At 59.7% G+C, this 26023-nt stretch carries 29 protein-coding genes and 4 tRNA genes; 21 read left to right on the top strand and 12 right to left on the bottom strand.

Features of this window, described 5'->3' with window-relative positions:
- From ileS to ispH, 4 genes are all read left to right on the top strand, one after another.
- Entirely contained in the window at positions 1 to 2832 is a 2832-nt protein-coding gene (gene ileS, locus KSS91_RS24870; RefSeq protein WP_217836404.1) for an isoleucine--tRNA ligase, read from the top strand.
- Positions 2825 to 3337 carry a signal peptidase II gene (lspA, locus tag KSS91_RS24865; RefSeq protein ID WP_015096890.1) on the top strand — a complete coding sequence of 171 codons (513 nt, stop codon included), beginning with the start codon at positions 2825 to 2827 and terminating at the stop codon, positions 3335 to 3337. Before ileS ends, lspA begins: the two co-directional genes overlap by 8 nt.
- Positions 3338 to 3344: 7 nt before the next feature.
- Complete coding sequence (gene fkpB / locus KSS91_RS24860) at positions 3345 to 3782, top strand: FKBP-type peptidyl-prolyl cis-trans isomerase (protein ID WP_172435717.1); 438 nt, start codon at positions 3345 to 3347, stop codon at positions 3780 to 3782.
- A 210-nt stretch (positions 3783 to 3992) separates the two neighbouring features.
- The gene (ispH, locus tag KSS91_RS24855) at positions 3993 to 4940 is read left to right on the top strand and encodes a 4-hydroxy-3-methylbut-2-enyl diphosphate reductase (RefSeq protein WP_217836403.1); all 948 of its coding nucleotides are present in this window, start codon (positions 3993 to 3995) and stop codon (positions 4938 to 4940) included.
- On the opposite strand, the gene KSS91_RS24850 is transcribed toward ispH, so the two are convergent.
- Positions 4909 to 5448: a GspH/FimT family pseudopilin gene (locus KSS91_RS24850; RefSeq protein WP_217836402.1), complete on the bottom strand. Its 540-nt coding sequence runs from the start codon at positions 5446 to 5448 to the stop codon at positions 4909 to 4911. The genes ispH and KSS91_RS24850 overlap by 32 nt on opposite strands.
- Before the next feature lie 124 nt (positions 5449 to 5572).
- Here KSS91_RS24850 and KSS91_RS24845 point away from each other — a divergent pair, with 124 nt between their 5' ends.
- From KSS91_RS24845 to thiO, 7 genes are read left to right on the top strand one after another with little or no spacing between them, the layout of a single operon-like run.
- Positions 5573 to 6046, top strand: coding sequence for a GspH/FimT family pseudopilin (locus tag KSS91_RS24845; protein WP_217836401.1), 474 nt, complete (start codon positions 5573 to 5575; stop codon positions 6044 to 6046).
- Positions 6043 to 6492, top strand: coding sequence for a type IV pilus modification protein PilV (gene pilV, locus KSS91_RS24840; protein ID WP_217836400.1), 450 nt, complete (start codon positions 6043 to 6045; stop codon positions 6490 to 6492). The genes KSS91_RS24845 and pilV overlap by 4 nt, the downstream gene beginning before the upstream one ends.
- Positions 6489 to 7196: a PilW family protein gene (locus KSS91_RS24835; RefSeq protein WP_217836399.1), complete on the top strand. Its 708-nt coding sequence runs from the start codon at positions 6489 to 6491 to the stop codon at positions 7194 to 7196. Before pilV ends, KSS91_RS24835 begins: the two co-directional genes overlap by 4 nt.
- 10 nt (positions 7197 to 7206) lie before the next feature.
- Positions 7207 to 7686: a pilus assembly PilX family protein gene (locus KSS91_RS24830; RefSeq protein ID WP_217836398.1), complete on the top strand. Its 480-nt coding sequence runs from the start codon at positions 7207 to 7209 to the stop codon at positions 7684 to 7686.
- A gap of 58 nt (positions 7687 to 7744) precedes the next feature.
- Positions 7745 to 8098 (top strand): hypothetical protein, encoded by a 354-nt coding sequence (locus tag KSS91_RS24825; RefSeq protein ID WP_225923714.1) that lies wholly within the window; start codon positions 7745 to 7747, stop codon positions 8096 to 8098.
- A 14-nt stretch (positions 8099 to 8112) separates the two neighbouring features.
- Positions 8113 to 8514 (top strand): type IV pilin protein, encoded by a 402-nt coding sequence (locus KSS91_RS24820; protein ID WP_217836396.1) that lies wholly within the window; start codon positions 8113 to 8115, stop codon positions 8512 to 8514.
- Between the two features lie 56 nt (positions 8515 to 8570).
- Entirely contained in the window at positions 8571 to 9671 is a 1101-nt protein-coding gene (gene thiO, locus KSS91_RS24815) for a glycine oxidase ThiO (protein WP_217836395.1), read from the top strand.
- Between the two features lie 13 nt (positions 9672 to 9684).
- Here thiO and KSS91_RS24810 read toward each other — a convergent pair whose 3' ends face one another.
- The 3 genes from KSS91_RS24810 to KSS91_RS24800 form a co-directional block, all read right to left on the bottom strand.
- Entirely contained in the window at positions 9685 to 11022 is a 1338-nt protein-coding gene (locus KSS91_RS24810; protein WP_217836394.1) for a sigma-54-dependent transcriptional regulator, read from the bottom strand.
- Between the two features lie 344 nt (positions 11023 to 11366).
- Positions 11367 to 11600: a PP0621 family protein gene (locus KSS91_RS24805; RefSeq protein ID WP_126047608.1), complete on the bottom strand. Its 234-nt coding sequence runs from the start codon at positions 11598 to 11600 to the stop codon at positions 11367 to 11369.
- A gap of 199 nt (positions 11601 to 11799) precedes the next feature.
- Entirely contained in the window at positions 11800 to 12822 is a 1023-nt protein-coding gene (locus KSS91_RS24800) for an outer membrane protein assembly factor BamD (protein ID WP_015096879.1), read from the bottom strand.
- A gap of 151 nt (positions 12823 to 12973) precedes the next feature.
- On the opposite strand from KSS91_RS24800, the gene rluD reads away from it, so the two are divergent.
- The 7 genes from rluD to KSS91_RS24765 all read left to right on the top strand — a co-directional run bounded on the left by rluD (position 12974) and on the right by KSS91_RS24765 (position 18171).
- On the top strand, positions 12974 to 13936 hold the full coding sequence (rluD, locus tag KSS91_RS24795) for a 23S rRNA pseudouridine(1911/1915/1917) synthase RluD (RefSeq protein WP_007990414.1): 963 nt from the start codon (positions 12974 to 12976) through the stop codon (positions 13934 to 13936).
- Positions 13933 to 14658, top strand: coding sequence for a peptidoglycan editing factor PgeF (gene pgeF / locus KSS91_RS24790; protein WP_126047606.1), 726 nt, complete (start codon positions 13933 to 13935; stop codon positions 14656 to 14658). The genes rluD and pgeF overlap by 4 nt, the downstream gene beginning before the upstream one ends.
- 130 nt (positions 14659 to 14788) lie before the next feature.
- Positions 14789 to 17353 carry an ATP-dependent chaperone ClpB gene (gene clpB / locus KSS91_RS24785; protein WP_217836393.1) on the top strand — a complete coding sequence of 855 codons (2565 nt, stop codon included), beginning with the start codon at positions 14789 to 14791 and terminating at the stop codon, positions 17351 to 17353.
- 403 nt (positions 17354 to 17756) lie between these two features.
- Positions 17757 to 17832: transfer RNA gene (locus KSS91_RS24780), tRNA-Asn, on the top strand.
- Between the two features lie 9 nt (positions 17833 to 17841).
- Positions 17842 to 17918: transfer RNA gene (locus KSS91_RS24775), tRNA-Pro, on the top strand.
- A 5-nt stretch (positions 17919 to 17923) separates the two neighbouring features.
- Positions 17924 to 17999: transfer RNA gene (locus KSS91_RS24770), tRNA-Lys, on the top strand.
- 95 nt (positions 18000 to 18094) lie between these two features.
- Positions 18095 to 18171 (top strand) — tRNA-Pro (locus KSS91_RS24765).
- 173 nt (positions 18172 to 18344) lie between these two features.
- Here the strand turns inward: KSS91_RS24765 and KSS91_RS24760 are convergent.
- The 4 genes from KSS91_RS24760 to KSS91_RS24745 are packed head-to-tail and all read right to left on the bottom strand — an operon-like array spanning position 18345 to position 21081.
- Entirely contained in the window at positions 18345 to 19643 is a 1299-nt protein-coding gene (locus tag KSS91_RS24760) for an NAD(P)/FAD-dependent oxidoreductase (protein ID WP_007970529.1), read from the bottom strand.
- A gap of 60 nt (positions 19644 to 19703) precedes the next feature.
- Entirely contained in the window at positions 19704 to 19877 is a 174-nt protein-coding gene (locus tag KSS91_RS24755; protein WP_007970531.1) for a DUF3094 domain-containing protein, read from the bottom strand.
- 53 nt (positions 19878 to 19930) lie between these two features.
- Positions 19931 to 20458 carry an MOSC domain-containing protein gene (locus KSS91_RS24750; protein ID WP_217836392.1) on the bottom strand — a complete coding sequence of 176 codons (528 nt, stop codon included), beginning with the start codon at positions 20456 to 20458 and terminating at the stop codon, positions 19931 to 19933.
- The gene (locus KSS91_RS24745) at positions 20455 to 21081 is read right to left on the bottom strand and encodes a DUF1780 domain-containing protein (RefSeq protein ID WP_007970534.1); all 627 of its coding nucleotides are present in this window, start codon (positions 21079 to 21081) and stop codon (positions 20455 to 20457) included. The genes KSS91_RS24750 and KSS91_RS24745 overlap by 4 nt, the downstream gene beginning before the upstream one ends.
- 129 nt (positions 21082 to 21210) lie before the next feature.
- Here KSS91_RS24745 and KSS91_RS24740 point away from each other — a divergent pair, with 129 nt between their 5' ends.
- Complete coding sequence (locus KSS91_RS24740; protein WP_217836391.1) at positions 21211 to 21678, top strand: FAD/FMN-containing dehydrogenase; 468 nt, start codon at positions 21211 to 21213, stop codon at positions 21676 to 21678.
- The gene (locus KSS91_RS24735; protein WP_217836390.1) at positions 21675 to 22364 is read left to right on the top strand and encodes an energy-coupling factor ABC transporter permease; all 690 of its coding nucleotides are present in this window, start codon (positions 21675 to 21677) and stop codon (positions 22362 to 22364) included. Before KSS91_RS24740 ends, KSS91_RS24735 begins: the two co-directional genes overlap by 4 nt.
- An 18-nt stretch (positions 22365 to 22382) precedes the next feature.
- Here KSS91_RS24735 and yacG read toward each other — a convergent pair whose 3' ends face one another.
- From yacG to KSS91_RS24715, 4 genes are read right to left on the bottom strand one after another with little or no spacing between them, the layout of a single operon-like run.
- Positions 22383 to 22583: a DNA gyrase inhibitor YacG gene (gene yacG, locus KSS91_RS24730; protein WP_007970539.1), complete on the bottom strand. Its 201-nt coding sequence runs from the start codon at positions 22581 to 22583 to the stop codon at positions 22383 to 22385.
- Positions 22580 to 23203: a dephospho-CoA kinase gene (gene coaE / locus KSS91_RS24725; RefSeq protein WP_217836389.1), complete on the bottom strand. Its 624-nt coding sequence runs from the start codon at positions 23201 to 23203 to the stop codon at positions 22580 to 22582. Before coaE ends, yacG begins: the two co-directional genes overlap by 4 nt.
- Positions 23200 to 24072: a prepilin peptidase gene (locus KSS91_RS24720; protein ID WP_217836388.1), complete on the bottom strand. Its 873-nt coding sequence runs from the start codon at positions 24070 to 24072 to the stop codon at positions 23200 to 23202. Before KSS91_RS24720 ends, coaE begins: the two co-directional genes overlap by 4 nt.
- A gap of 1 nt (position 24073) precedes the next feature.
- Positions 24074 to 25291: a type II secretion system F family protein gene (locus KSS91_RS24715; RefSeq protein ID WP_217836387.1), complete on the bottom strand. Its 1218-nt coding sequence runs from the start codon at positions 25289 to 25291 to the stop codon at positions 24074 to 24076.
- Positions 25292 to 25518: 227 nt separating this feature from the next.
- On the opposite strand from KSS91_RS24715, the gene KSS91_RS24710 reads away from it, so the two are divergent.
- Positions 25519 to 25941 (top strand): pilin, encoded by a 423-nt coding sequence (locus KSS91_RS24710; protein WP_217836386.1) that lies wholly within the window; start codon positions 25519 to 25521, stop codon positions 25939 to 25941.
- The last annotated feature ends 82 nt before the right edge of the window (positions 25942 to 26023 follow it).

The following is a 26023-nucleotide window of genomic DNA, read 5'->3' as shown; positions in this document are numbered from 1 at the left end:
ATGACCGACTATAAAGCCACGCTAAACCTTCCGGACACCGCCTTCCCAATGAAGGCCGGCCTGCCACAGCGCGAACCGCAGATCCTGCAGCGCTGGGACAGTATTGGCCTGTACGGAAAGTTGCGCGAGATTGGCAAGGATCGTCCGAAGTTCGTATTGCACGACGGCCCTCCGTACGCCAACGGCACGATTCACATCGGTCATGCGCTGAACAAGATCCTCAAGGACATGATCATCCGCTCGAAGACCCTGTCGGGCTTCGACGCGCCTTATGTCCCGGGCTGGGACTGCCACGGTCTGCCGATCGAGCACAAGGTCGAGGTGACCCACGGCAAGAACCTGGGCGCGGACAAGACCCGCGAACTGTGCCGCGCCTATGCCACCGAGCAGATCGAAGGGCAGAAATCCGAGTTCATCCGTCTGGGCGTGCTGGGCGACTTCGCCAACCCGTACAAGACCATGGACTTCAAGAACGAGGCCGGGGAAATCCGTGCCCTGGCTGAAATCGTCAAGGGCGGTTTCGTGTTCAAGGGCTTGAAACCCGTGAACTGGTGCTTCGACTGCGGTTCGGCCCTGGCTGAAGCGGAAGTCGAGTACGAGAACAAAAAGTCCTCGACCATCGACGTGGCCTTCCCGATTGTCGACGAAGCCAAGCTGGCCGCCGCCTTCGGTCTGCCTGCCCTGGGCAAGCCGGCCTCGATCGTGATCTGGACCACCACCCCGTGGACCATCCCGGCCAACCAGGCGTTGAACGTCCACCCGGAATTCAACTACGCCCTGGTCGATGTCGGCGACAAGCTGCTGGTGCTGGCTGAAGAGCTGGTCGAGTCGTGCCTGGCGCGCTACTCGCTGGAAGGTTCGGTGATCGCTACCGCCGCTGGTTCGGCGCTGGAACTGATCAACTTCCGTCACCCGTTCTACGACCGCCTGTCGCCGGTATACCTGGCTGACTACGTCGAGCTGGGCGCAGGCACTGGCGTGGTTCACTCCGCACCGGCCTATGGCGTGGACGACTTCGTGACCTGCAAGAAGTACGGAATGGTCAACGACGATATTCTCAACCCGGTACAAAGCAACGGCGTGTACGTGCCTTCGCTGGAGTTCTTCGGCGGCCAGTTCATCTGGAAGGCCAACCCGGCCATCGTCGACAAATTGACCGAAGTCGGTGCGCTGCTGCACACCACCGTCATCGAACACAGCTACATGCACTGCTGGCGCCACAAGACTCCGCTGATCTACCGCGCTACCGCGCAGTGGTTCATCGGCATGGACAAGCAGCCGACCACCGGCGACACCCTGCGCCAGCGCTCGCTCAAGGCCATTGAAGACACCCAGTTCGTCCCGGCCTGGGGCCAGGCGCGCCTGCACTCGATGATCGCCAACCGTCCGGACTGGTGCATCTCCCGTCAGCGCAACTGGGGCGTGCCGATCCCGTTCTTCCTGAACAAGGAAAGCGGCGAACTGCACCCACGCACCGTCGAGCTGATGGAAGAAGTTGCCAAGCGTGTCGAAGTCGAAGGTATCGAAGCCTGGTTCAAGCTGGACGCCGCCGAGCTGCTGGGCGCCGAAGCGCCGCAGTACGACAAGATCAGCGACACCCTGGACGTCTGGTTCGATTCGGGCACCACGCACTGGCACGTCCTGCGTGGTTCGCACCCGATGGGCCACGAAACCGGCCCGCGCGCCGACCTGTACCTGGAAGGCTCGGACCAACACCGCGGCTGGTTCCACTCGTCGCTGCTGACCGGTTGTGCTATCGACAACCACGCGCCGTACCGTGAACTGCTGACCCACGGTTTCACCGTCGACGAGTCCGGCCGCAAGATGTCCAAGTCCCTGGGCAACGTGATCGCGCCGCAGAAAGTCAACGACACCCTGGGCGCCGACATCATGCGTCTGTGGGTTGCCTCGACCGATTACTCGGGTGAAATGGCGGTTTCCGAGCAGATCCTGCAACGCAGTGCGGACGCCTACCGGCGTATCCGTAACACCGCGCGCTTCCTGCTGTCGAACCTGACCGGTTTCAACCCGGCCACCGACCTGCTGCCAGCCGAAGAAATGCTGGCGCTGGACCGTTGGGCCGTGGATCGCACTCTGCTGCTGCAACGCGAGCTGCAAGAGCACTACGGCGAATACCGCTTCTGGAACGTGTACTCGAAGATCCACAACTTCTGCGTGCAGGAGCTCGGTGGCTTCTATCTCGACATCATCAAGGATCGCCAGTACACCACCGGTGCCGACAGCAAGGCCCGCCGTTCGTGCCAGACCGCGCTGTTCCACATCTCTGAAGCGCTGGTGCGCTGGATCGCGCCGATCCTGGCGTTCACCGCCGACGAACTGTGGCAGTACCTGCCGGGCGAGCGTAACGAGTCCGTCATGCTCAACACCTGGTACGAAGGCCTGAGCGAACTGCCGGAAGGCTTCGAGCTGGGTCGTGCCTACTGGGACCGCATCATGGAAGTGAAGGTCGCGGTCAACAAAGAGATGGAAATCCAGCGTGCAGCCAAGGCTGTCGGTGGCAACCTGCAAGCCGAGGTGACGCTGTTCGCCGAAGACGCGCTGACTGTCGACCTGGCCAAGCTGAGCAACGAACTGCGTTTCGTGCTGATCACCTCGACTGCCAGCGTTGCACCGTTTGTGAAGGCCCCAGAAGACGCGGTCGTTACCGAAGTCAGCGGCCTGAAGCTGAAAATCGTCAAGTCGGCCCACGCCAAATGTGCCCGTTGCTGGCACTGCCGCGAAGACGTCGGCGTGAATCCGGAGCATCCGGAAATCTGCGGTCGTTGCGTGGATAACATCAGCGGCGCTGGCGAGGTCCGTCACTATGCCTAATGCCGTTGGCCGTTTCGGACGGCTGAGCTGGCTCTGGTTGAGTTTGCTGGTACTGGTCATCGACCAGGCCAGCAAGTTCTACTTCGAAGGCAAGCTCCAGATGTACCAGCAGATCGTGATCATCCCCGATTACTTCAGCTGGACCCTGGCCTACAACACTGGCGCGGCGTTCAGCTTCCTGGCTGACAGCTCCGGCTGGCAGCGCTGGCTGTTCGCCTTGATCGCGGTGGTGGTCAGTGCGGTGCTGGTGGTGTGGCTCAAGCGTCTGGGGCGCAACGAGACCTGGCTGGCGGTCGCGCTGGCGCTGGTGCTCGGCGGCGCGCTGGGCAATCTGTATGACCGCGTTGCCCTGGGCCATGTGATCGATTTCATTCTGGTGCACTGGCAGAACCGCTGGTATTTCCCGGCGTTCAACTTTGCCGACAGTGCAATCACGGTGGGTGCTGTCATGCTGGCACTGGATATGTTCAAAAGTAAAAAGACCGGAGAAACCGTTCATGACTGAACAGGTATTGGCTGAGCAACGCATCGGCCAGAACACGGAAGTCACCTTGCATTTCGCATTGCGCCTGGAGAATGGCGACACGGTGGACAGCACCTTCGACAAAGCCCCTGCGACCTTCAAGGTCGGTGACGGCAACCTGTTGCCAGGTTTCGAAGCAGCCCTGTTCGGTTTCAAGGCCGGTGACAAGCGTACACTGAGCATTGAGCCGGAAAACGCCTTCGGCCAGCCGAACCCGCAAAACGTGCAGATCATTCCGCGCTCGCAGTTTGCAGACATGGAACTGTCTCCGGGTTTGCTGGTGATCTTCAACGATGCGGCCAATACTGAACTGCCGGGCGTGGTGAAAGAGTTCGACGACGCGCAAGTGACCATCGACTTCAACCACCCGCTGGCGGGCAAGACGCTGACCTTTGACGTGGAAATCATTTCCGTCAAAGCGTTGTAAGAGTGTGGGAGCGGGCTTGTGTGGCGAGGGGGCTTGCCCCCGTTGGGGTGCGAAGCGCCCCTGAAACCGGCCACCGCGATTCTGAATGAGTCAGCGGTGACTGTTTTACGATTGCTGCGCAATCGAACGGGGGCAAGCCCCCTCGCCACAACAAGCTCACTCCCACAGTTTGTTTTTCATTGTTTTCGCGCGCAAGACACGAGGCACAGCATGCAAATCAAACTCGCCAACCCCCGTGGCTTCTGCGCCGGTGTGGACCGGGCGATCGAAATCGTCAACCGCGCCCTGGAAGTCTTCGGGCCGCCGATCTATGTGCGCCACGAAGTGGTCCACAACAAATTTGTCGTCGAAGACCTGCGCTCCCGTGGCGCGATCTTTGTCGAAGAATTGGATCAGGTGCCGGACGACGTCATTGTGATCTTCAGTGCGCACGGCGTTTCCCAGGCCGTGCGCAGCGAAGCGGCTGGCCGCGGGCTGAAAGTGTTCGATGCCACGTGCCCGCTGGTGACCAAAGTCCACATCGAAGTGGCGCGCTACAGCCGTGACGGCCGAGAGTGCATTCTCATCGGCCACGCAGGTCACCCGGAAGTCGAAGGCACCATGGGCCAGTACGATGCCAGCAACGGTGGCGCGATCTACCTGGTCGAAGACGAGAAAGATGTCGCGGCGTTGCAGGTGAACAACCCTGAAAGGCTCGCCTTCGTGACCCAGACCACCTTGTCGATGGACGATACCAGTCGTGTTATCGACGCTCTGCGTTCGCGTTTCCCTGCCATCGGTGGACCGCGCAAGGACGACATTTGCTACGCCACGCAGAACCGTCAGGACGCGGTCAAGCAACTGGCCGACGAGTGTGATGTGGTGCTGGTGGTCGGCAGCCCGAACAGTTCCAACTCCAATCGCTTGCGCGAGCTGGCAGAGCGCATGTCCACTCCGGCCTACCTGATCGACGGTGCCGAAGACCTGCAAAAGAGCTGGTTCGACGGCGTCGAGCGTATCGGCATCACCGCTGGCGCATCCGCCCCGGAAGTCCTGGTGCGCGGCGTGATCCAGCAGTTGCAGGCCTGGGGTGCCACCGGTGCCGATGAGCTGGCGGGTCGCGAGGAGAACATCACGTTCTCGATGCCTAAAGAACTGCGCGTTCGCTCGTTGCTCTGAATTCAGTCCTTTTCCCGCATAACGCCTGCTCAACCTTGTCGTTGCGCAGGCTGACGCGACCGGTCCGTGCCAACACCACTTGATGTCGGCTTACCTGCTCGCGAGCGGCGCAAATGTATAACGTTCCTCCAATCAGTGCTTCGCCCTGACCTTTGAATCGTATTGAGCTTTCGACCGAACCGTTCCCTGCAATCGACACGCGTGCGCCGCTCTGGCGTTCGGCCAACAGTGGATTGTCGCTGTCCATCTGCCCCTTGCCGCTGATATCCAGGATCATCCGCCAGCCTTGGCTCCAGTCGCCATTGATGCCGTGAATCACCACGGCCTGGTTGCGGACGATGGCTTCGCTCCGGGCGGTGCGAATACCACTGAAAAGAGCCTGCGCCGCTTGCTGTCTTTGGTTCGACTCGATCAGCGTTGCGAACGCCGGAGTGACCAGAAGCAGAACAATTCCTGTAATTGCCAGTCCCATGAGCAGTTCGATCAGGCTGAAGCCGTGTTGTCGCATGATATTTCCCTCCGTGGCGTGCTGTGGCTCGCGCAATCCGTGCGCGAGAAATGGCAACGCACAGCATCGTTCGAACGTTGTGCTGCGCAACAGCAGGTATAGCCGAAGGAAACAGAAGGGCCCGATGGAGCATCGTACAAAAGGTTTCACGCTGATCGAGTTGCTGGTCGCGCTAGCGATTCTTCTGATCCTGCTGACTATGGCCGTCCCGGCGTTTACCCGCTCGACGCAGACAACCAGGGCTGATACCGAAATCGCGGACCTGAAACGAGCGTTGAATGTTGCCCGGCTCGAAGCCATCGATCGGGGCAATACCACGCGTGTGCGGCCGACAGCCGGCGGGGATGTCTGGAGTGGGGAGCTGGCGATTTACGACGGTACTGGCGCTTTGGCCAATGTATTGCGGGTTGTTCCGGCGATGAGCAACGGCGCAACTCTGGCGCTAACCTCTGGCGTCACTGCCATCGATTTCAACAGTCTGGGCGGATTGTCATCGCCGTCCTCGGAGGTGGTGATCAGCTATGGGCGGGGAGCACAAAGCAGGACGCTGACAGTGTGTTTGAACGGACGAATTCTATTGGGTGGACATTGCGGATGAGGGCAGGGATGCAAGGCTCGCAGGGGGGCATGACGCTGGTCGAAGTCCTGGTGGCGTTAGTCATTCTGGGAGTGGGGTTGCTGGGCGCAGCGGCGTTTCAGCTCAATGCGCTGAAGTACACGGACAGTGCGCGCATGACCAGTCAGGCCAGTTTTATCGCCTACGACATGCTGGACCGCATTCGCGCCAATGCCGCTGCGGACTACACCATTGCGCCTCCGGCTTCGGGCAATCCAGACGTTGCCCGGGATCAGGACCTCTTTGACTTCAATGCCAACATTGTCAGCTCGCTCGGTGCATCCGCGACCGGCAGTGTCACTGTCAATCAGCAGGTGTACACCATCACGATTACCTGGGACGACTCACGGGCTGCCAATGCTGCCGACTCGCGGCGCAGCTTTGTCCTGAGCAGCCGGACGGCCATTGATCTGGTGGTGATTCCGTGAGCCGGCGTAGCAGAGGCTTTGGCCTGGTCGAGTTGCTGATCGCCCTGGCATTGAGCCTGATCGTGGTGCTGGGCGTGGTGCAGGTTTTCATCGCGGCCAAGAACACCTATCTCAGTCAGAATGCGGCCGCGAACATGCAGGAGGATGCACGTTTCGTGTTGAGCAAAATGATTAAGGAAATCCGCATGGTCGGGATGTTCGGTTGTCTGGAAACGATCACTGATTCAAGTGAGAAAGGTGATTTCCATGCCAGTCGCACAACGCCGATCCGTTGGGACAATGGCAGTCGCAGTTTGACGCTGGTTATGGCGGATGTCGGCGGTAATGGCGACAAACCGGACTGGACCGTGCTTTCCGATTGTAGAACCCATTCGACAGCCTACAGTGAAGGCCGGACGCCAGCGGCAGGGCAGCAGGCATTTCCGATCCGGCGTCTGACTTACAACTTCAGCAACAACCAACTGCTCATGAAGGGCGGGGCTGCAGCACCTCAGGTATTGGTGGATAACGTCAGCGCTTTCGACGTGAGCTTCGGCTTGGCCAGTACGGCCACTGATCTGGCAGCATCGCGCTACAGCAGCAACCCGCCGGACCCCGCGCTGATTCGTAGCGTTCGCCTGAGGCTGACCCTCACCGATCCGCGCCACCGAGTGAGTGATCAAACCTTCAACGTGGTTGCCGCTCTGCGCAACCGCTTGCCATGAGGGAATGCCATTGAATCGTTATCCCATGACGTATTACACCCAGCGCGGCATGGCGCTGCTGGTCAGTCTGGTGTTCTTGCTCTTGCTGACGCTGATTGGTCTTTCCTCGATGCAGAGTGCGACCCTGCAGGAAAAAATGGCCGGTAGCGTCGCCTTGCACAACCAGTCGTTTCAGAGCGCCGAGGCAGCATTGCGGGTGGGCGAGAGTGGAGTGCAACGGGACAGTTATGCGCTACCTGTTTGCAGCGGCATCGTTCAATGTGCACCACCGTCCGAGTCCTCGACCATTACCGCAGCCGGCTTCAACGCCACTTCCGGAGTGACCTGGATTGCATCGGGCAAGGGTTTTTACGGCGTGCAAAACATCGGTGTCAGCAAGAAGGCGTTGAATGTGCCAATCAATACCCCGGCGACCTTGTATCGGGTAACGGCAGTCGGCATCGCGGGTCATTCGCGCAGTGTGGTGGAGAGTATCTATGCGAAGTACTGAGCGACCTGTCAGGTTATGGTCACTCCTGCTCGGCGTTGTAGTCGCGCTTGACCTGTCGATGTCGGCGCACGCAGCTGCGCCAGCGGATTCGCCAGCGGATTCGCCAGCGCTGAACCGGCCAACCTGTCTGGCGAATGGCAACTGGTACGGTTTCTATCATGGCAATCAGGGCTTGAAAGCCGTCTGCCTGAAGCTGCCCGAAGCGATCAGCGTTAAGATGCTCGACAGCAACGCCGATGGAGTGGTCGACAACCTCGACACCCTGTCTGAAGGCGTGATCTTCGTCGGAGAGCATTCGACTCAGGATACCGGCGACAATGGCGGGGTCGCAAACGATTCCACTGGCGACGATACCCCGGGGATGGAAAAATCCGGCGGCAGCCGTCGCATCATGTGGCGACAAATACAGTAAGTGAGAGTTGAGGCATGCGTAGTTCCAACCGCGGTTTTACCCTGATCGAAATCATGATCGTGATTGCGATCATCGGGATTGTCATGACCATTGCCGCCCCGAGTTTCACCGAGTACCTGAACAAGGGCCGTCGCGCGGAAGTGGCTGGTCTGCTTTCGGAGCAGGCGCAGCTCCTGGAGCGCTTCTACTCGCAGAAAAATGTCTACACCGATGCGACGGGCCTCAGCGCCGGCAATGACTACTACAGCATCACTCCAACCCTGACCGACCAGACCTTTCTGCTGACGGCGGTACGCAAGGCCGGCTCAAGCATGGCCACTGACAAATGCGGTGATCTGACCATCACCAACACCGGTGTACTGGGTATGGTCAATGCGAAGTCCGGCCTGACCAGCAAAGATTGCTGGGGGCGCTGAGTTTCTTTTTCGGGTGCCTTTTGCACCCTCTGTCTATTTAACGATTGGATCAGAACATGACCAGGCAACAGCAAGTGGTGATTGTCGGCGGTGGGGTGATTGGCTTGCTGACGGCCTTCAATCTCGCCTCCGAAGTGCAAAGCGTTGTGCTGCTGGATCGCTCGAACGTCGGTCAGGAGTCGTCCTGGGCCGGTGGTGGCATCGTTTCGCCGCTTTACCCGTGGCGCTACAGTCCGGCGGTTACCGCGTTGGCTCACTGGTCCCAGGACTTTTATCCACAACTGGGCGAGCGCTTGTTCGCCGCCACCGGTGTTGATCCTGAAGTGCATACCACCGGTCTGTATTGGCTGGATCTGGATGACGAGGCCCAAGCGCTGGCATGGGCCGCCCGGGAACATCGTCCGTTGAGTGCCGTGGATATCTCGGTGGCACACGACGCGGTGCCAGTGCTGGGCAACGGGTTTTCCCGGGCGATCTACATGGCCGACGTCGCCAACGTGCGTAACCCGCGTCTGGTGAAGTCGCTAAAGGCCGCGTTGCTGGCGCTGCCGAACGTGACGATCCATGAACAGTGCGAAGTCAGCGGGTTTATTCGTGATGGCAACAAAGTGGTCGGCGTGCAGACCGCCACAGGTGCTGTTCTCGGCGATCAAGTCGTCCTGACGGCGGGGGCCTGGAGCGGTGAGTTGCTCAAGCGTCTTGATCTGACGCTGCCGGTCGAGCCGGTGAAAGGGCAGATGATTCTCTACAAGTGCGCGGCGGACTTCCTGCCAAGCATGGTCCTGGCCAAGGGCCGTTATGCGATTCCCCGGCGCGACGGACACATACTGATCGGCAGTACGCTGGAGCATGAAGGTTTTGACAAGACACCGACCGGGTCGGCACTGGAAAGCCTGAAGGCGTCGGCGGTGGAATTGATCCCGGCACTGGCCGATGCCGAAGTGGTGGGGCACTGGGCCGGATTGCGCCCGGGATCACCCGAGGGCATTCCCTATATCGGCCCGGTGCCGGGGTTTGACGGGCTCTGGCTCAACTGTGGGCATTACCGTAACGGACTGGTGTTGGCGCCGGCGTCATGTCAGTTGTTTGCCGATGTGATGCTGGGCCGTACGCCGATTATCGATCCGACGCCTTATGCGCCTGCTGGAAGACTGTGATCTGTTTAAAGTCTCAATCCAGTCCCAATTTCTTGAGCCTGTAACGCATCGACCTGAATGACAGATTCAACCGCTGAGCCGCCGCCGTGCGGTTCCAGCGGGTTTCCTCCAGGGCCTGGAGCAGCAGTTGGCGCTCGACGTTTTCCAGATAGGTGTCCAGATTGTCTATCCGGGACAGGTCCGGCATTCCACTTTCAGCTGCGCAATTGCCTTCAGCCAGGCGCAGGTCATTGGCTTCGATCTGATTGTCCTCGCACAAGGTGTGAGCCCGCTCGAGCATATTTTCCAGTTCCCGCACATTGCCCGGGAAGCGATAGCTTTTCAGCGCATCGAGGGCTAGGGGGTGGAGTCTGGCTGCCGATTGACCCGTATCGGCGGCCAGGCGCTTGAGTATGTGGCTGGCCAGCACCTCGATGTCATCGCGACGCTCGCGCAAGGGCGGCACCCGCAGTTCAATCACATTCAAACGGTAGTAAAGGTCATGCCGAAATCGCCCAGCGGCGACTTCGGCGCCAAGGTCCTTGTGTGTAGCGCAGAGAATGCGCACATCCACCGCCACTTCCTGCTGCCCGCCGACGCTGCGTACGGCTTTCTCCTGAATGGCGCGTAGCAGTTTGACCTGCATTGCCAGCGGCAGGTCGGCCACTTCGTCGAGGAGCAGGGTGCCGCCATGAGCTGTCTGGAACAGACCGGGTTTATCTTCGATGGCGCCGCTGAAGCTGCCTTTGCGATGGCCGAAAAACTCGCTCTCCAGCAGTTCCGAGGGAATCGCCGCGCAGTTGATCGCAATGAACGGCTGCTTGGCGCGGGGGCTTTGATCATGGATCAGGCGCGCGACCAATTCCTTGCCACTGCCGGACTCTCCGCTGATGTATACCGTCGCGTGACTGTGGGCCAGTTTGGTGATGTGTTTGCGCAGGTTGCGCATGGGCAATGAGTCGCCCAGCAAACGGCGATCGATGTCGACCCCGCTGGCAGGAAGCAGCAGCGCGCTGGTGACCAGTTCGCGCAGGCGCGTAAGGTCCACCGGTTTCGTCAGGAAGTCGAATGCTCCGGCCTTGAGCACATTGATTGCGGTTTCGAGACTGGCATAGGCGGTGATCATCGCCACCTGGACCTGAGGGTGACGTTGCTGGATGTGCTGCACCAATTCCAGGCCGGTGCCATCCGGCAATTGCATGTCGGTCAGGCAGAGGTCGAATGTTTCGCTTTTCAGTAGCGATTGCGCTTCGCCGACATTGCGGGCGTTGAACGTCTCCAGTTTCATCCTTCCCAGGGTGATTTCCAGGAGTTCGCGTATGTCTGGTTCGTCATCGACGATCAAGACTTTTTGTCGTGGTCTCGTGTTCAAACTGGGTTCCGTCCGTGAGCAAAGGTCATGCAACAGCAGCCGCTTTCCTGGCGTGCCTTGAAGTCTAGGTGGGACAGAATGCTTTCGCCCGGGTAGCCGGACAGATAAAGCCCCGGGCCCTTGATAGACGGGGCGGGGGCTTCGTGATGGAGTATTTCCAGCGATTTCAGGTCAAGCCATGGCGGCGACATTTGCGCGCGGCGCTGCAGGTACAGGACGTTTTCGATTACCCGGTTCATTCGCAGAGAGAGGTCTTGAATAATCTGTGTCAGACGTCACTCGATGCCTTTCAGTTCCTTGGGTGCCTGCGATAGTCCTCGATCGGCCGCCAATTCGGGAGAGTGTCAGCGGTCGCTGGAGTCCTTGTCCTGCTCGAGATGAGCCTGGCTGCAATACCACCGCTGGTCGAGGCTCAGCGCGCGGTCACGGGGCAGGTGAACACCGCAATGGGCGCAGCGGACCATGGGCGCCGCTTCCCGTTCGGCAGGGGAGCTGGGGGTGGAAGCCTGACCCTTGAACTTGCGCCAGAACCATACGGCAGCGGCAATCAGGGCAATCCAGAACAATATACGAAGCATGGTGAGCTGCTTTTCGACGAGTGATTGGCTAGTTTAGCCAAGGACATGACCAGCGCACAGCCTAATAGCTTATGTAGGAGCGAGCTTGCTCGCGATGGTCTCAAGGACGACGCGTTTATTCAGACAAAGCGCGTTAACGTTGACGTCCATCGCGAGCAAGCTCGCTCCTGCAAGTCTCCCTTTGGCATAGCGCGAGGTGTCAGTCGAACACGCCCAGGGTCATGTAGCTGAACCACGAGCGGTCGCTGTTGTTGCCTTCCGCTTCGTGATTTTCTTCTTCGATCACGTCGCCATTGTCGTCTTTAGGCTTGAGTTCGGATGGAATCGCGTCCTTGGCGTCCTGGAACTGCTTCTGTACATCCTGATTGGCGCGGGTTTCGCCCGGTGGCAGCGGCGGACGGGATTCGATCAGGCCCAGGGTCGCCTTGCTCAGCCACGAACGGTTGTCGGCTTCGGCCACGGTCGGCACGAACTGGCCGTCTACCAGCGTCGGGTGGTTCGGGTAGTTGAGCTTCAGGGTTTCCAGGCTGGTGGCAGCCAGTTCGTCCAGGTGCAGGCGCTGATAGGCCTCGGTCATCACCGCCAGGCCGTCGCCGACCGAAGGGGTTTCCTGGAAGTTTTCCACCACGTAACGACCGCGGTTTGCCGCCGCGACATAGGCCTGACGGGTCAGGTAGTAGTCGGCAACGTGAATTTCGTAGGCCGCCAGCAGGTTGCGCAGATAGATCATGCGCTGCTTGGCATCCGGTGCGTAACGGCTGTTCGGGAAGCGGCTGGTCAGCTGGGCGAACTCGTTATAGGAGTCGCGGGCGGCGCCCGGGTCACGCTTGGTCATGTCCAGCGGCAGGAAACGCGCCAGCAGGCCGACGTCCTGGTCGAAAGAAGTCAGACCCTTGAGGTAGTAGGCATAATCGACGTTCGGATGCTGTGGGTGCAGACGAATGAAGCGCTCAGCCGCGGACTTGGCCGCTTCCGGCTCGGTGTTCTTGTAGTTGGCGTAGATGAGCTCGAGTTGCGCCTGGTCGGCATAGCGACCGAACGGATAACGCGACTCCAGAGCCTTCAGCTTGGCGATGGCGCTGGTGTAGCTACTGTTGTCCAGGTCATTTTGAGCCTGTTGGTACAGCTCGACTTCACTGAGGTTTTCGTCTACGACTTCCTTCGATGAGCAAGCAGCGGTCAATGCGAGGATGGCGATCAGCAGCAGGTGTTTCACTTGCATGGCGGCTTGCGTCCCTATGACGGCCGCTGTCTTGGGCGTGGCCGTCCTGTTATGATGAGCGCCCCGTTGAATAGCCTCGGGGCAAAAGACGCCGTATTTAACCACAAGCGCGCAGCCGAAACCAAAGGCTGTGCCGACGCCTAGTCTGAGCATGTCCGATAAAATTGAACTTCGCGCAGAGGTGCCGTCCGAATTGGGCGGCCAACGCCTCGATCAAGTCGCCGCACAATTATTCGCTGAGCACTCGCGCTCGCGCCTTTCCGCCTGGATCAAAGACGGCCGCCTGACTGTGGATGGGGCGGTTATCCGCCCGCGAGACATCGTCCATGGTGGCGCCATCCTTGAGTTGACTGCCGAGCAGGAAGCTCAGGGCGAATGGGTCGCTCAAGACATAGCCCTGGACATCGTCTACGAAGACGACGACATCCTGGTGATCAACAAGCCTGCGGGCCTGGTGGTGCACCCGGCTGCCGGTCATGCCGACGGCACCTTGCTCAACGCCTTGCTGCACCACGTGCCGGACATCATCAATGTGCCCCGCGCCGGTATCGTGCATCGTCTGGACAAGGACACCACCGGTCTGATGGTGGTGGCCAAGACCATTCAGGCGCAGACGCAGCTGGTGACACAGTTGCAGAGTCGCAGCGTCAGCCGGATCTACGAGTGCATCGTGATCGGTGTGGTGACAGCCGGCGGCAAGATCAACGCGCCGATCGGTCGTCACGGCCAGCAACGCCAGCGCATGGCCGTGATGGAAGGTGGCAAGCAAGCCGTCAGCCATTACCGCGTGCTCGAGCGCTTCCGCTCCCACACTCACGTGCGGGTGAAGCTGGAAACCGGTCGTACGCACCAGATTCGCGTGCACATGGCGCACATCAACTACCCGTTGGTCGGAGATCCCGCCTACGGCGGTCGTTTCCGTATTCCGCCGGCCGCCAACCCGACCATGGTCGAGTCGCTGAAAAATTTCCCGCGTCAGGCGCTGCATGCGCGTTTCCTGGAACTGGATCATCCGACCACCGGTAAGCGCATGAGCTGGGAATCGCCATTGCCGGAAGACTTCGTCTGGCTGTTGACCCTGCTCAAGCAAGACCGCGAGGCGTTCATCGGATGAGTGACTGGCTGATTCCTGACTGGCCCGCGCCGGCCGGGGTCAAAGCCTGTGTGACCACCCGTGCGGGCGGCGTCAGTGTGGCGCCGTTCGACAGCCTCAACCTCGGCGATCACGTCGACGACAGCCCCGAAGCGGTTGCCGAGAATCGCCGTCGTCTTACCGATCATTTCTCCATTCAGCCGGCCTGGCTGCAGCAGGTCCACGGCATTGTCGTGGCTCATGCCGATCCGGGGCGGGTGGATACAGCTGATGCCAGCTGGACATCAACGCCGGGTGTCGCCTGCGCAGCGATGACTGCGGACTGCCTGCCTGCGCTGTTTTGCGACCGTGCCGGGACGCGTGTCGCGGCAGCCCATGCCGGTTGGCGCGGGTTGGCGGCAGGCGTGCTGGAAGCGACGCTCGATACGCTGGACGTTGCGCCCGAAGACGTATTGGTCTGGCTCGGCCCGGCCATCGGCCCGCAAGCCTTTGAAGTCGGCCCGGAAGTGCGCGAGACCTTTGTGCAGCAATTGCCGCAAGCGGCTGAGGCTTTTGTGCCGAGCCAAAACCCCGGCAAGTTCATGGCCGACATCTATAGGCTGGCGCGCTTGCGTCTGGCCGCTCGCGGTGTCACCGCCGTTTATGGTGGCGGGTTCTGCACCGTAACCGATCCGCGTTTCTTTTCTTACCGCCGTGCGCCTCGCACTGGTCGGTTTGCCTCCTTGGTTTGGCTCGAACGCTAGACTTGTCTGATCTGCATCAACGTCACGACGCTTGAAACTCCCAGAATCGACCGCATCTATTGTGATATCTGGCAGGTTTCTTCATTCAGGATGTTTTATAGGTCCGGCCTGCTCAAAAGGAAGGTGACCCATGCGTATAGACCGTTTAACCAGCAAATTGCAGTTAGCGTTGTCCGATGCCCAATCCTTGGCTGTCGGCCACGATCATCCGGCCATTGAACCGGCGCACTTGATGCAAGCCTTGCTCGAGCAGCAGGGCGGCTCGATCAAGCCGCTGTTGATGCAGGTGGGCTTCGACGTCAACAGCTTGCGTAAAGAGCTGACCAAAGAGCTCGACCAGCTACCGAAAATCCAGAACCCTACCGGCGATGTGAATATGTCGCAGGATCTGGCGCGCCTACTCAACCAGGCCGATCGTCTGGCGCAGCAGAAAGGCGACCAGTTCATCTCCAGCGAGCTTGTGCTGCTTGCCGCCATGGACGAGAACAGCAAGCTCGGCAAGCTGTTGCTCGGTCAGGGCGTGAGCAAGAAAGCCCTGGAAAACGCGATCAACAACCTGCGTGGTGGCGAGGCCGTGAACGACCCGAACCACGAGGAAGCACGCCAGGCCCTGGACAAGTACACCGTCGACCTGACCAAGCGCGCCGAAGACGGCAAGCTCGATCCGGTGATCGGCCGTGACGATGAAATTCGCCGGACAATCCAGGTGCTGCAACGTCGTACCAAGAACAACCCGGTGCTGATTGGTGAGCCTGGTGTGGGTAAAACCGCCATCGCCGAAGGCTTGGCCCAACGCATCATCAATGGCGAAGTGCCGGATGGCCTCAAGGGCAAGCGTCTGTTGTCCCTGGACATGGGGGCGCTGATTGCCGGTGCCAAGTATCGCGGTGAGTTCGAAGAGCGCCTGAAATCCCTGCTCAATGAACTGTCGAAGCAGGAAGGGCAGATCATCCTGTTCATCGACGAACTGCACACCATGGTCGGTGCCGGTAAAGGCGAAGGCTCGATGGATGCGGGCAACATGCTCAAGCCGGCCCTGGCCCGCGGTGAGTTGCACTGCGTGGGCGCCACCACGCTGAACGAATACCGCCAATACATAGAGAAGGACGCCGCTCTCGAGCGACGTTTCCAGAAAGTGCTGGTGGACGAGCCGAGCGAAGAAGACACCATCGCCATCCTGCGTGGCCTCAAAGAGCGTTATGAGGTTCACCACAAGGTGGCCATCACTGACGGCGCGATCATTGCGGCGGCCAAGCTCAGTCATCGCTACATCACTGACCGGCAGTTGCCGGACAAGGCCATCGACCTGATCGACGAAGCCGCCAGCCGCATCCGCATGGAGATCGACTCCAAGCCTGAAGTGCTGGACCGTCTGGAGCGTCGCCTGATTCAGCTGAAGGTGGAATCCCAGGCGCTGAAGAAAGAAAGCGACGACGCGGCGAAGAAGCGTCTGGAAAAACTGCAGGAGGAAATCGCTCGTCACGAGCGTGAGTACTCCGATCTCGAAGAAATCTGGAACTCGGAGAAAGCCGAAGTCCAGGGTTCTGCGCAGATCCAGCAGAAAATCGAACAGTCCCGTCAGGAGCTGGAGGCAGCCCGCCGCAAAGGCGACCTGAACCGCATGGCCGAGTTGCAGTACGGGGTGATCCCGGATCTGGAGCGCAGCCTGCAAATGGTCGATCAGCATGGCAAAGCCGAAAACCAGTTGCTGCGCAGCAAGGTGACTGAAGAAGAGATCGCCGAAGTCGTGTCGAAGTGGACCGGTATTCCTGTGTCGAAAATGCTCGAAGGCGAGCGCGACAAGCTGATGAAGATGGAAAGCCTGTTGCACCAGCGCGTGATCGGCCAGGATGAAGCGGTGGTGGCCGTTTCCAACGCGGTGCGGCGTTCGCGTGCCGGGTTGTCCGACCCGAATCGCCCGAGCGGCTCGTTCATGTTCCTCGGCCCGACCGGTGTCGGTAAAACCGAGCTGTGCAAGGCGCTGGCCGAATTCCTCTTTGATACCGAAGAGGCGATGGTGCGGATCGACATGTCCGAGTTCATGGAGAAACATTCCGTGGCTCGCCTGATCGGTGCGCCACCGGGCTACGTGGGGTATGAAGAGGGCGGTTACCTGACCGAGGCCGTACGTCGCAAGCCGTATTCGGTGATCCTCATGGACGAAGTCGAGAAGGCGCACCCGGATGTGTTCAACATCTTGCTGCAGGTGCTCGAAGACGGCCGTTTGACCGACAGCCATGGCCGCACGGTGGATTTCAAGAACACCGTTATTGTCATGACCTCCAACCTGGGGTCGGTACAGATCCAGGAACTGGTCGGTGATCGTGAAGCGCAGCGCGCGGCGGTGATGGATGCGATTTCCACCCACTTCCGGCCGGAGTTCATCAACCGGGTCGACGAAGTGGTGATCTTCGAGCCGTTGGCGCGGGATCAGATCGCCGGCATTACCGAGATCCAGTTGGGTCGTCTGCGTAGCCGCCTGACCGAGCGCGAGCTGAAGCTTGAGCTCAGTCCCGAGGCCATGGACAAGCTGATCGCGGTCGGTTACGACCCGGTGTACGGCGCACGGCCGCTCAAGCGCGCTATCCAGCGCTGGATCGAGAACCCGCTGGCGCAGCTGATTCTGTCCGGACGGTTCATGCCGGGCGATACCGCTCACGGTGTGGTGGAAAACGACGAAATCGTCTTCGTCTGATCCTCTGTGGGAGCGAGCTTGCTCGCGATGGTCGTTAACGATAACGCGTACTTCCTGGATGAACGCGGTGTCATTGAGTCCATCGTCGGAACGCCGCCCGGAGCAAGCTCGCTCCTACAAGAACAGCATTGTTCGCATAACGAGGCCTTTTTTTCGTTAGGCTGTTGAACTCAAAGGAAAAGGCTTGTAAAGTGCGCCCCGCAGTCAGTCACCCGCCAGGGTTTCCGCTCCCCAAGCAGGAATCCAAAATAAGTTGCAAATCATTAACTTGAAAGCAATTTAGGGGGTTGACAGAGGTGCTGAAGATTGTAGAATAGCGCGCCTCAGACACACGAACGCAGCGATGCGAACGGGTCGAAGAGAACGCAGTAAAGCTTCAAAGTTGTAAATTGAAATATGTAGTTCCGTGATAGCTCAGTCGGTAGAGCAAATGACTGTTAATCATTGGGTCCCAGGTTCGAGTCCTGGTCACGGAGCCAATTTCAAACCGGGGTATAGCGCAGTCCGGTAGCGCGCCTGCTTTGGGAGCAGGATGTCAGGAGTTCGAATCCCCTTACCCCGACCATATTTGGGTCGTTAGCTCAGTTGGTAGAGCAGTTGGCTTTTAACCAATTGGTCGTAGGTTCGAATCCCACACGACCCACCATTTTTGAAACCAGTTAGCGCTGGAATCGAATCTTAAGATCAGACGCCAAAAGCTCTGTTCGCAGAAGGCGCCTTTCAAAGGTGCCTTTTTTTTACCGGGGTATAGCGCAGTCCGGTAGCGCGCCTGCTTTGGGAGCAGGATGTCAGGAGTTCGAATCCCCTTACCCCGACCATATTAAAAATCCTCGTATCGAAAGATACGGGGATTTTTTTTGTCTGCGAGAAACCCGTAACACCGCAAAACCAATGTGGGAGCGGGCTTGCTCGCGAAGGCAGTGTGTCAGTCGACATAAGAGTTGAATGACACGGCCTCTTCGCGAGCAAGCCCGCTCCCACAGGGGGTGTTTTAGTGCAGCTTCAGCCGTGGCTCAGTGCCGCGACCGATCTTGCTGCCCAACATCAGCATCGCCGTGCGGAACGGCCCGTACAGCGCCATCTGGTGCATGCGGTACAGCGACACGTAGAACATCCGCGCCAGCCAGCCTTCGAGCATCACGCTGCCGGTGAGGTTGCCCATCAGGTTACCCACAGCCGAAAAACGCGACAGTGAGATCAGCGAGCCGTAGTCGGTGTACTTGTACTCCGGCAGGGGCTTGCCTTCGATGCGCAGCTTCAGCGATTTGGCCAGCAACGAAGCCTGTTGGTGAGCGGCCTGGGCGCGTGGTGGCACATTGCGGTCGCTGCCTGGTTGCGGGCAGGCGGCGCAGTCGCCGAAGGCGAAGATGTTCTCGTCGCGGGTGGTTTGCAGGGTCGGCAGCACCTGCAGCTGATTGATGCGGTTGGTTTCCAGGCCATCGATGTCCTTGAGGAAACCCGGCGCGCGAATCCCCGCGGCCCAGACTTTCAGGCTGGCCTTGATTTCGTTGCCGTCGGCGGTGATCAGGCTGTCGGCCGTCACTTCGCTGACCGCGGCATTGGTCATGACGTTGACCCCGAGTTTCTCCAGGGTTTTATGCACAGGCCCGCCAATCCGCTCCGGCAGCGCCGGCAGCACCCGTGGACCGGCTTCGATCAGGGTGATGTGCATGTTTTCCGGTTTGATCCGGTCCAGGCCATAGGCCGCCAGTTCGTGGGCGGCGTTGTGCAGCTCGGCGGCCAGCTCGACCCCGGTGGCACCGGCGCCGACGATGGCCACGCTGATTTGTTCGACTGCGTCGGTCTGGCCGGCGTGTGCGCGCAAATAGTGATTGAGCAGTTGCTGGTGGAAACGCTCGGCCTGCTTGCGGGTGTCGAGGAACAGGCAGTGTTGCGCCGCGCCCTGGGTGCCGAAATCGTTGGTGGTGCTGCCGACGGAGATTACCAGCGAGTCGTAAGGCACTTCGCGGGCCGGCACCAGTTCCAGACCGGCCTCGTCGTAGGTGGCGGCCAGCTGGATTTTTTTGTTCGCGCGATCAAGCCCGCTCATGCGCCCGAGCTGGAACTCGAAGTGGTTCCATTTGGCCTGGGCTACATAGTTGAGTTCGTCTTCGGAAGAGTTCAGGGACCCGGCTGCCACTTCGTGCAACAAGGGTTTCCAGATGTGGGTCAGGTTCGCGTCGACCAGCATCACGCTGGCCGTACCGCGCTTGCCCAGAGTCTTACCCAGACGGGTAGCCAACTCCAGACCGCCGGCGCCGCCGCCGACAATGACAATACGATGGGACATGGGGATAACTCGCAAGGCTAAAAGAAATCGGTACGGTTACCCAAGCGAGCGCAAGGCAGCTCATAGCGTCAGGTAACTGATAAGTCGGCTCAACAGGCCAAGACCAATGGTCACTGCCAATACCAGTACAAGGAGCATCCACGGCCGGAAAGGCCGGCGCTCGACTTGGTGCTGGGACAACTGCAGGTACTCTTCGACATGCTTTTGGTCGTCGGGGTTCAGGCGGCTGGTCATATCGGGCCTCGTCAAAGGTAGACGTTGCTGAATGTGTAGAAGCTACAGTGTTTTTACCCAGGGTTGAACGCAGCATAGCCGCTGTCTGGAACGGGTTCGACGCTGACGATATCGTCCAGGCGAATGATTCCACTTTGTAACACCCGGGCAGTGATTCCGCCATGTCCGCGCACGGCCTGAAAGGTGCCGATGCCCAGGTTGCTTTCAAGGCGCGCGCAGGGTTGGCACCAGCCAGTGGTTTCGAACGTTGCCTGGCCAATCCGGAAGCGGCGGCCCTTGAGGCTGAACAGGTTGATGCCACTGATAACGAGATTGCGCCGCAGATCTTCAGGCCGGACCGGATGATCCTGTGCACGCCCCATCAGCGAACTGATCACCGTCAGGTGCTCCCACTGAATCAGCGTGACCTGCCGCGCATTGCGCACGCCGGGGCGGGCGTGGTCGCCGGTCAGGCCGGCCTCCAGGCGCGCTTCCACGGCATCGAGTTCAAGCATTGCCGAACGTGATTGCGGGCGCACGCCGATCCAGCGTACACGGCCTTGTTGTGGTACCTCGGCGATCAGCACCTGCAGCGGGCTCACAGGCTGATCCCGACGTCAAAGACAATGCTGCGCCCCAGGTTGCTGCGCAAGAAGTCCGGTGCATCCGGGTGGGCGAACAGCACGCGGGCAAATGTCGGCCCGACCAGGGACAGCGAACGCCAGCCCTGGCGCAGGTACTCGGTCGGCGGCGGGAAATGGCTGTTGAGGTCCAGCACTTCGCGTTTGAGGCTGGCGAAGGCAATGATGTCCAGTTCACCCAGATCCATGCCGCGCTCTTTGTAGTTGTGGGCTTTTTTGCGCAAGGTCGGCGCCAATCGCAACAAGAACTCGTTGGCGGGGATGCGTCGAGGCTTGGCCTCGCGGCGTACCAGTTGACTCAGGGAAAACGCGCTGCGTCTGCGCTGCAGTTCGTCGCGCCATTCATCGTTGAGGCGCCTGCCTTCGTCGAGCACGAAGAACACCTCGAAACTGGCATCGCGAAACAACACGTCCGGCGGCTCCCCGGCGGGGGCGAATTCATCGGCGCGATAGGGAATGTTCAAACCTTGCAACAGGCGCTGGCACACCCAACGCTCCCGCTCCCATTTGCGGGCATTGGACAGAAACGCGTTGGCTTGCTCGGCCGCGATGGTCAGCAGGCGTAAATAATCTGAGTCATCCATAGGCCCAAGCTTAGCGTTCAATTGCGACAAGCAGAAAGCGTTAAGCATCAATCAGCATCGCTGGGCACACGGAACGGGCGGTGTAGACTGATGGCCATTACGCGCCTGTGATTGAACAAGGGGGTCAAGGTGAAATATTGGTCGCTATTAATACTCAGTCTGCTGCCGCTGTGGGCTAATGCGCTGAAGGTGGGCGAGCGGCTGGCGCCATGGACATTGCTTGACCAGTTCGATCAGGCCTTCACCCTCGACAGTCGCACTCAGACGCTGCTGGTGGCGCGCAGCATGGAGGCGGCGAAACTGGTCGATGCTGCGTTGCAAGGTCAGCCCGAAGGCTATCTGGAGGCCCGGCACGCGGTCTTTCTCGCGGACATCCAGCGAATGCCACGCTTGATCGCGAAAATGTTCGCAGTGCCGGCCATGCGTGATTACTCCTACCGGGTAATGCTGGATCGTGACGGTCGTGTCGCACCGCGCTACCCCGGCGCTGTGGATAAAGTGTTGTGGTTGCAGCTCAAGGATGGTCGATTGATGGCTCAGCACGAATACGCCACGGCTGCGCAATTGCGTGAAGCGCTGGAGACGTCTGGTCCATGATCGGCGCTGAGCTGCTGTCACCGCAGAGCCTGACAGCTGGCTGGATGATCTATGTGCCGGTGCTGCTTTGGGCGATGTGGCGCGCTCCCTGGGTTGAACTGTTCACCGACAGCCGTCGCCAGCATTTATTGTTCGGCACGGTGTTCGCGTTGTTCATGCTGTGGCTGGTGCGGCGGGATTTCGATACCGGGGTGTCTTACCATTTCATTGGTATGACGGCGGTCACACTGCTTCTGGACTGGCCGCTGGCGATCGTCGGCGGGCTGGTCGCGCAGTTGGGGCTGGTGCTGCTCGGCCGACAGGACCTGGCGGCGGTCGGGGTCAATGGTGCGCTGTTGATTGCGCTGCCGGTGCTGGTCACCGAGTGCTGCGCGATCCTGGTGGAGCGGGCGCAGCCACGAAATCCCTTCGTGTATATCTTCGTCTCCGGATTCTTTGCCGCCGCGCTGTCGGCATTGCTGTGTCTGCTGCTGGCGCTTTGGTTGTTATGGTTCGACGAGCGTTTTGCCATGCCGTACTGGCTGGAAGATTTTGTCGGATATCTATGGCTGATCATTTTTCCCGAAGCGTTTATCAACGGCATGATCGTCAGTGCGCTGGTCGTGTTTTGTCCGGAATGGCTTGAGACGTTCAACCGCACCCGCTACCTCTCGGCCCCCTGGAAGGACGACGATCCCAAGCCCTGAAATCGTCGACCCGGTGGATCAGTGGCGCGGGTCGAAGTCACCGCTGAACATCTCGTCCTCGGCATCGGGGGCCACTGGAATCTTGTGTTCTTCGGACGCCCAGGCGCCCAGGTCGATCAGTTTGCAGCGATCGGAGCAGAATGGCCGGAATTTGCTTTCGGCGGTCCATTCCACGGGGGCGCCACAGGTTGGGCATTCGACGGTTGTTGGCTGGCTCATGACTGGCCTCCACGCAAAGTAAGATAAAAGTGATGCAGGCGTTCGACCTCGCTGTGCAGCCAGGCCAGGTCGCGGTCATTGACCACGACGTCGTCGGCTTGACTTACGCGATCCTGACGGCTGGATTGGGCCTTGAGAATCGCCTGGACCTGCTGCTCGCTGGTCTGGTCACGTTGCAGGGTGCGTTCAATCTGCAATTGTTCCGGGGCATCGATCACCAGTACCCGTTGGGTCATGGCGTACTGGCCGGACTCGATCAGCAGCGGCGATACCAGAATCGCATAAGGCGATTTTGCCAGCGCCAGGTGATGAGCGATTTCCTCGCCGATCAGTGGATGCAGGAGGCCCTCCAGCCAGCGGCGCTCTTCAGGCACTTCGAAGATCAATTTGCGTAGCGCAGCGCGGTCCAGTTGTCCGTCGGTCTGCAACACACCGGGGCCGAAGTGTTCTGCGATTTGTGCCAGTGCCGGACGGCCGGGTTCAACGACCCAGCGAGCGGCATGATCGGCGTCGACCACATGTACGCCCAGATCGATGAAGTGTTGGGCGGCCGCGCTTTTACCGCTGCCGATGCCGCCGGTCAGGCCGAGAATCCAGGGTTTTTCCACAGGGGTATTCATTTCAAACCGACAAACTGCCAATAGAGGTCGGTTATTTGACCACCCCAGAGCAAGGCAATCCAGCCGGCAATGGCCAGATAAGGCCCGAAAGGGATCGGTGTCGAGGTTTTTGCATTGCGCAAGCGCAGGGTGAGCAGCCCGATGATCGCTCCCACCAGCGAGGACAGGAGGATGGTCAGCGGCAAAATCTGCCAGCCACCCCAAGCGCCCAGCATCGCCAGCAGCTTGAAATCACCGTGACCCATGCCGTCCTTGCCGGTGATCAGCTTGAACAGCCAGTACACCGACCACAGCACGCTGTAACCGGCTATCGCCCCCCACAGCGCCTCGTGCAACGACACGAACAGGCCGAAACTGTTGACGACCAACCCCAGCCACATTAGTGGCAGCACCAGCACATCCGGCAATATCTGATGTTCGGCGTCGATCAGGCTCATCGCCAGCAATCCCCAGCTCATGACCAGCATCAGGCAGGCCGGCCAACCGAAGCCGAAGTGCCAGGCAACAAACGCTGACAACAGGCCGCAGGCCAATTCGGTCAACGGATAGCGCGGGCTGATCGCCGCCGCACAGGCTGAACAACGGCCGCGCAAAAACACATAACTGAGCAGCGGGATGTTTTCCCAGACGCGGATTCGGTGTTCGCAGTGCGGGCATTGGGAGTGGGGCAGCAACAGGTTGTAGGTCGGCAACGGCGTTTCGCCAGGCAGCCCGAGAATGTCATGGGCCTGCTCACGCCAGTCGCGTTCGAGCATTTTCGGCAGGCGCCAGATCACGACATTGAGGAAACTGCCGACCAGCAGGCCGGTGATGCCTGCGAGAAGGACAAAGGCCAGCGGAGAGTGAATCAGGATTTCATTCAAGGGCATGTCAGATCGCTGAGCCAAGTTGGAAGATGGGCAGGTACATGGCAACTACCAGTCCACCGACGATAACACCCAGCACCACCATGATGAACGGCTCCATCAGGCTGGTGAGGTTATCGACCATGTTATCGACGCTGTCTTCGTAGAACCCCGCAACTTTGTCGAGCATGGCGTCCAGGGTGCCTGACTCTTCGCCGATGGCCGTCATCTGTATCGCCATGTTCGGAAAGACGCCGCAAGTACGCATGGCGAAATTCAATTGCATGCCGGTCGAAACGTCTTGCCGGATTCGCAGTACAGCGCGCTTGAACACGCTATTGCCGGTCGCGCCGGCCACTGATTGCAGGGCCTCCATCAGCGGCACGCCGGCAGCGAAAGTGGTCGACAGTGTGCGGGCGAACCGGGCCACGGCGGACTTGTGCATCAGGGTGCCCACCAGCGGCAGCTTCAGCAGCCAGGTGTCCATCCGGTCACGCAAGGCTGGGGACTTTCCGAGGATGTGGCGCACGCCGAAGGCCATCGTGAGCAGCGCGCCCAGGACCACCCACCACCAGGCCTGCATGAATTGCGACAGGCCAATGACCATCACGGTAAAGGCCGGCAGTTCGGCGCCGAAGCCTTTGAAGACCGACTCGAACTGCGGCACGACATTGACCAGCAGAATCCCGGTGACAATCGCCGCGACGAACACCACCACCAGCGGGTAGGTCATGGCTTTCCTGATCCTGGCCTTGAGGGATTCGCTTTTTTCCTTGTAGGTCGCGACCCGCTCCAGAAGGGTGTCGAGGGCACCGGCCTGTTCGCCGGCATCCACCAGGTTGCAATACAGTTCATCGAAATACCGGGGCTTCTTGCGCAGGGCTGCGGCAAAACTGCTGCCTGCCGCAACTTCCTGTTTCAGTTCGTCCACCAGCGTGCGCATGGCCGGATTGTCGAAGCCCTCGCCGATGATGTCGAAGGACTGCAACAAAGGCACGCCGGCCTTCATCATCGTCGCCATTTGACGGGTGAACAGGGCGATGTCCTGGGCCTTGATACGCTTGCCCATGCTGAAAACCGATTGGTTTTTTTTGCGAACCTTGCCCGGACTGATGCCTTGCTTGCGCAGTTTCGCCTTGATCAGCGCCGGGTTTTGAGCGCTGAGTTCGCCGGTCACTTTTGTGCCTTTGCGGTCGATGCCTTCCCATGCATACACGCTGATTTTCGCTGCCTTGACCGCCATGTTCAGTCCTGGGGATTCCGATTGAATTGCTCTTATAGCCTAGTCAAAGGATGAGGCCAAACCCACAAGGGTGAGGTGACAAAAAACGTCAGATAGTGCGGGTCCTGGTAGGAGGAAAAGGCCTGACGGCTACCAGATCCCTTGCCAACAGGGGCTTCCGGCCTTGGCACAGGCTGTGCTGCCATGGGGCAGGTCATGAGCCTCCGACTCATGCATGGAGCTTGTAAATGAACAATCAGAAAGGTTTTACCCTGATCGAGTTGCTTGTCGTGGTGGCGATCATCGGGATCCTGGCAACACTGGGCCTGCCGATGTATTCCAAGTACCAGGCCCGGGCCAAGGTCACGGCGGCGATGGCCGAGCTGACTGCGATGAAGGTGCCGTTCGAGGATGTGATCAATCAGGGGGAAACGCCGACAATTGCCAGCGTGGCGCCCGCCGGTGAGGCATCGACCACCCATTGCGCCCTGTCTGTGACGGCTACAACGCCGGAGGGCGCGGGATCAATCGTTTGTACGTTGCACAATGCCCCGGGGGTGGTCCAAGGCAAAACCGTCACCCTGACACGGGACGAAACCAAAGGCTGGTCATGCAAGAGCAGTGTTTCCCCGGATTACTTGCCTAAAGGGTGTTCCGGTTCTGCGGCATGAGTTGCTGAATCAATTCCCCGCTTTTTTGCGGGGTTTTCCTGTTTGTCGACCCGTCCTCAGAAGCTAAAAAGAAAGCTCAGAA

Origin of the sequence: Pseudomonas azerbaijanorientalis, assembly GCF_019139795.1 — a bacterium.
GTDB classification, from domain to species: domain Bacteria; phylum Pseudomonadota; class Gammaproteobacteria; order Pseudomonadales; family Pseudomonadaceae; genus Aquipseudomonas; species Aquipseudomonas laurylsulfatiphila.
This window is presented reverse-complemented; position numbering and strand designations above follow the sequence as displayed.

What these genes read in the sequence shown, in the direction of transcription:
- ileS (WP_217836404.1), top strand. Translation starts at nt 1, where the DNA reads ATGACCGACTATAAAGCCACGCTAAACCTTCCGGACACCGCCTTCCCA.
- lspA (WP_015096890.1), top strand. Translation starts at nt 2,825, where the DNA reads ATGCCTAATGCCGTTGGCCGTTTCGGACGGCTGAGCTGGCTCTGGTTG.
- ispH (WP_217836403.1), top strand. Translation starts at nt 3,993, where the DNA reads ATGCAAATCAAACTCGCCAACCCCCGTGGCTTCTGCGCCGGTGTGGAC.
- KSS91_RS24850 (WP_217836402.1), bottom strand. Translation starts at nt 5,448, where the DNA reads ATGCGACAACACGGCTTCAGCCTGATCGAACTGCTCATGGGACTGGCA.
- KSS91_RS24845 (WP_217836401.1), top strand. Translation starts at nt 5,573, where the DNA reads ATGGAGCATCGTACAAAAGGTTTCACGCTGATCGAGTTGCTGGTCGCG.
- pilV (WP_217836400.1), top strand. Translation starts at nt 6,043, where the DNA reads ATGAGGGCAGGGATGCAAGGCTCGCAGGGGGGCATGACGCTGGTCGAA.
- KSS91_RS24825 (WP_225923714.1), top strand. Translation starts at nt 7,745, where the DNA reads ATGTCGGCGCACGCAGCTGCGCCAGCGGATTCGCCAGCGGATTCGCCA.
- KSS91_RS24820 (WP_217836396.1), top strand. Translation starts at nt 8,113, where the DNA reads ATGCGTAGTTCCAACCGCGGTTTTACCCTGATCGAAATCATGATCGTG.
- thiO (WP_217836395.1), top strand. Translation starts at nt 8,571, where the DNA reads ATGACCAGGCAACAGCAAGTGGTGATTGTCGGCGGTGGGGTGATTGGC.
- KSS91_RS24805 (WP_126047608.1), bottom strand. Translation starts at nt 11,600, where the DNA reads ATGCTTCGTATATTGTTCTGGATTGCCCTGATTGCCGCTGCCGTATGG.
- KSS91_RS24800 (WP_015096879.1), bottom strand. Translation starts at nt 12,822, where the DNA reads ATGCAAGTGAAACACCTGCTGCTGATCGCCATCCTCGCATTGACCGCT.
- rluD (WP_007990414.1), top strand. Translation starts at nt 12,974, where the DNA reads ATGTCCGATAAAATTGAACTTCGCGCAGAGGTGCCGTCCGAATTGGGC.
- pgeF (WP_126047606.1), top strand. Translation starts at nt 13,933, where the DNA reads ATGAGTGACTGGCTGATTCCTGACTGGCCCGCGCCGGCCGGGGTCAAA.
- clpB (WP_217836393.1), top strand. Translation starts at nt 14,789, where the DNA reads ATGCGTATAGACCGTTTAACCAGCAAATTGCAGTTAGCGTTGTCCGAT.
- KSS91_RS24760 (WP_007970529.1), bottom strand. Translation starts at nt 19,643, where the DNA reads ATGTCCCATCGTATTGTCATTGTCGGCGGCGGCGCCGGCGGTCTGGAG.
- KSS91_RS24755 (WP_007970531.1), bottom strand. Translation starts at nt 19,877, where the DNA reads ATGACCAGCCGCCTGAACCCCGACGACCAAAAGCATGTCGAAGAGTAC.
- KSS91_RS24745 (WP_007970534.1), bottom strand. Translation starts at nt 21,081, where the DNA reads ATGGATGACTCAGATTATTTACGCCTGCTGACCATCGCGGCCGAGCAA.
- KSS91_RS24735 (WP_217836390.1), top strand. Translation starts at nt 21,675, where the DNA reads ATGATCGGCGCTGAGCTGCTGTCACCGCAGAGCCTGACAGCTGGCTGG.
- yacG (WP_007970539.1), bottom strand. Translation starts at nt 22,583, where the DNA reads ATGAGCCAGCCAACAACCGTCGAATGCCCAACCTGTGGCGCCCCCGTG.
- coaE (WP_217836389.1), bottom strand. Translation starts at nt 23,203, where the DNA reads ATGAATACCCCTGTGGAAAAACCCTGGATTCTCGGCCTGACCGGCGGC.
- KSS91_RS24720 (WP_217836388.1), bottom strand. Translation starts at nt 24,072, where the DNA reads ATGCCCTTGAATGAAATCCTGATTCACTCTCCGCTGGCCTTTGTCCTT.
- KSS91_RS24715 (WP_217836387.1), bottom strand. Translation starts at nt 25,291, where the DNA reads ATGGCGGTCAAGGCAGCGAAAATCAGCGTGTATGCATGGGAAGGCATC.
- KSS91_RS24710 (WP_217836386.1), top strand. Translation starts at nt 25,519, where the DNA reads ATGAACAATCAGAAAGGTTTTACCCTGATCGAGTTGCTTGTCGTGGTG.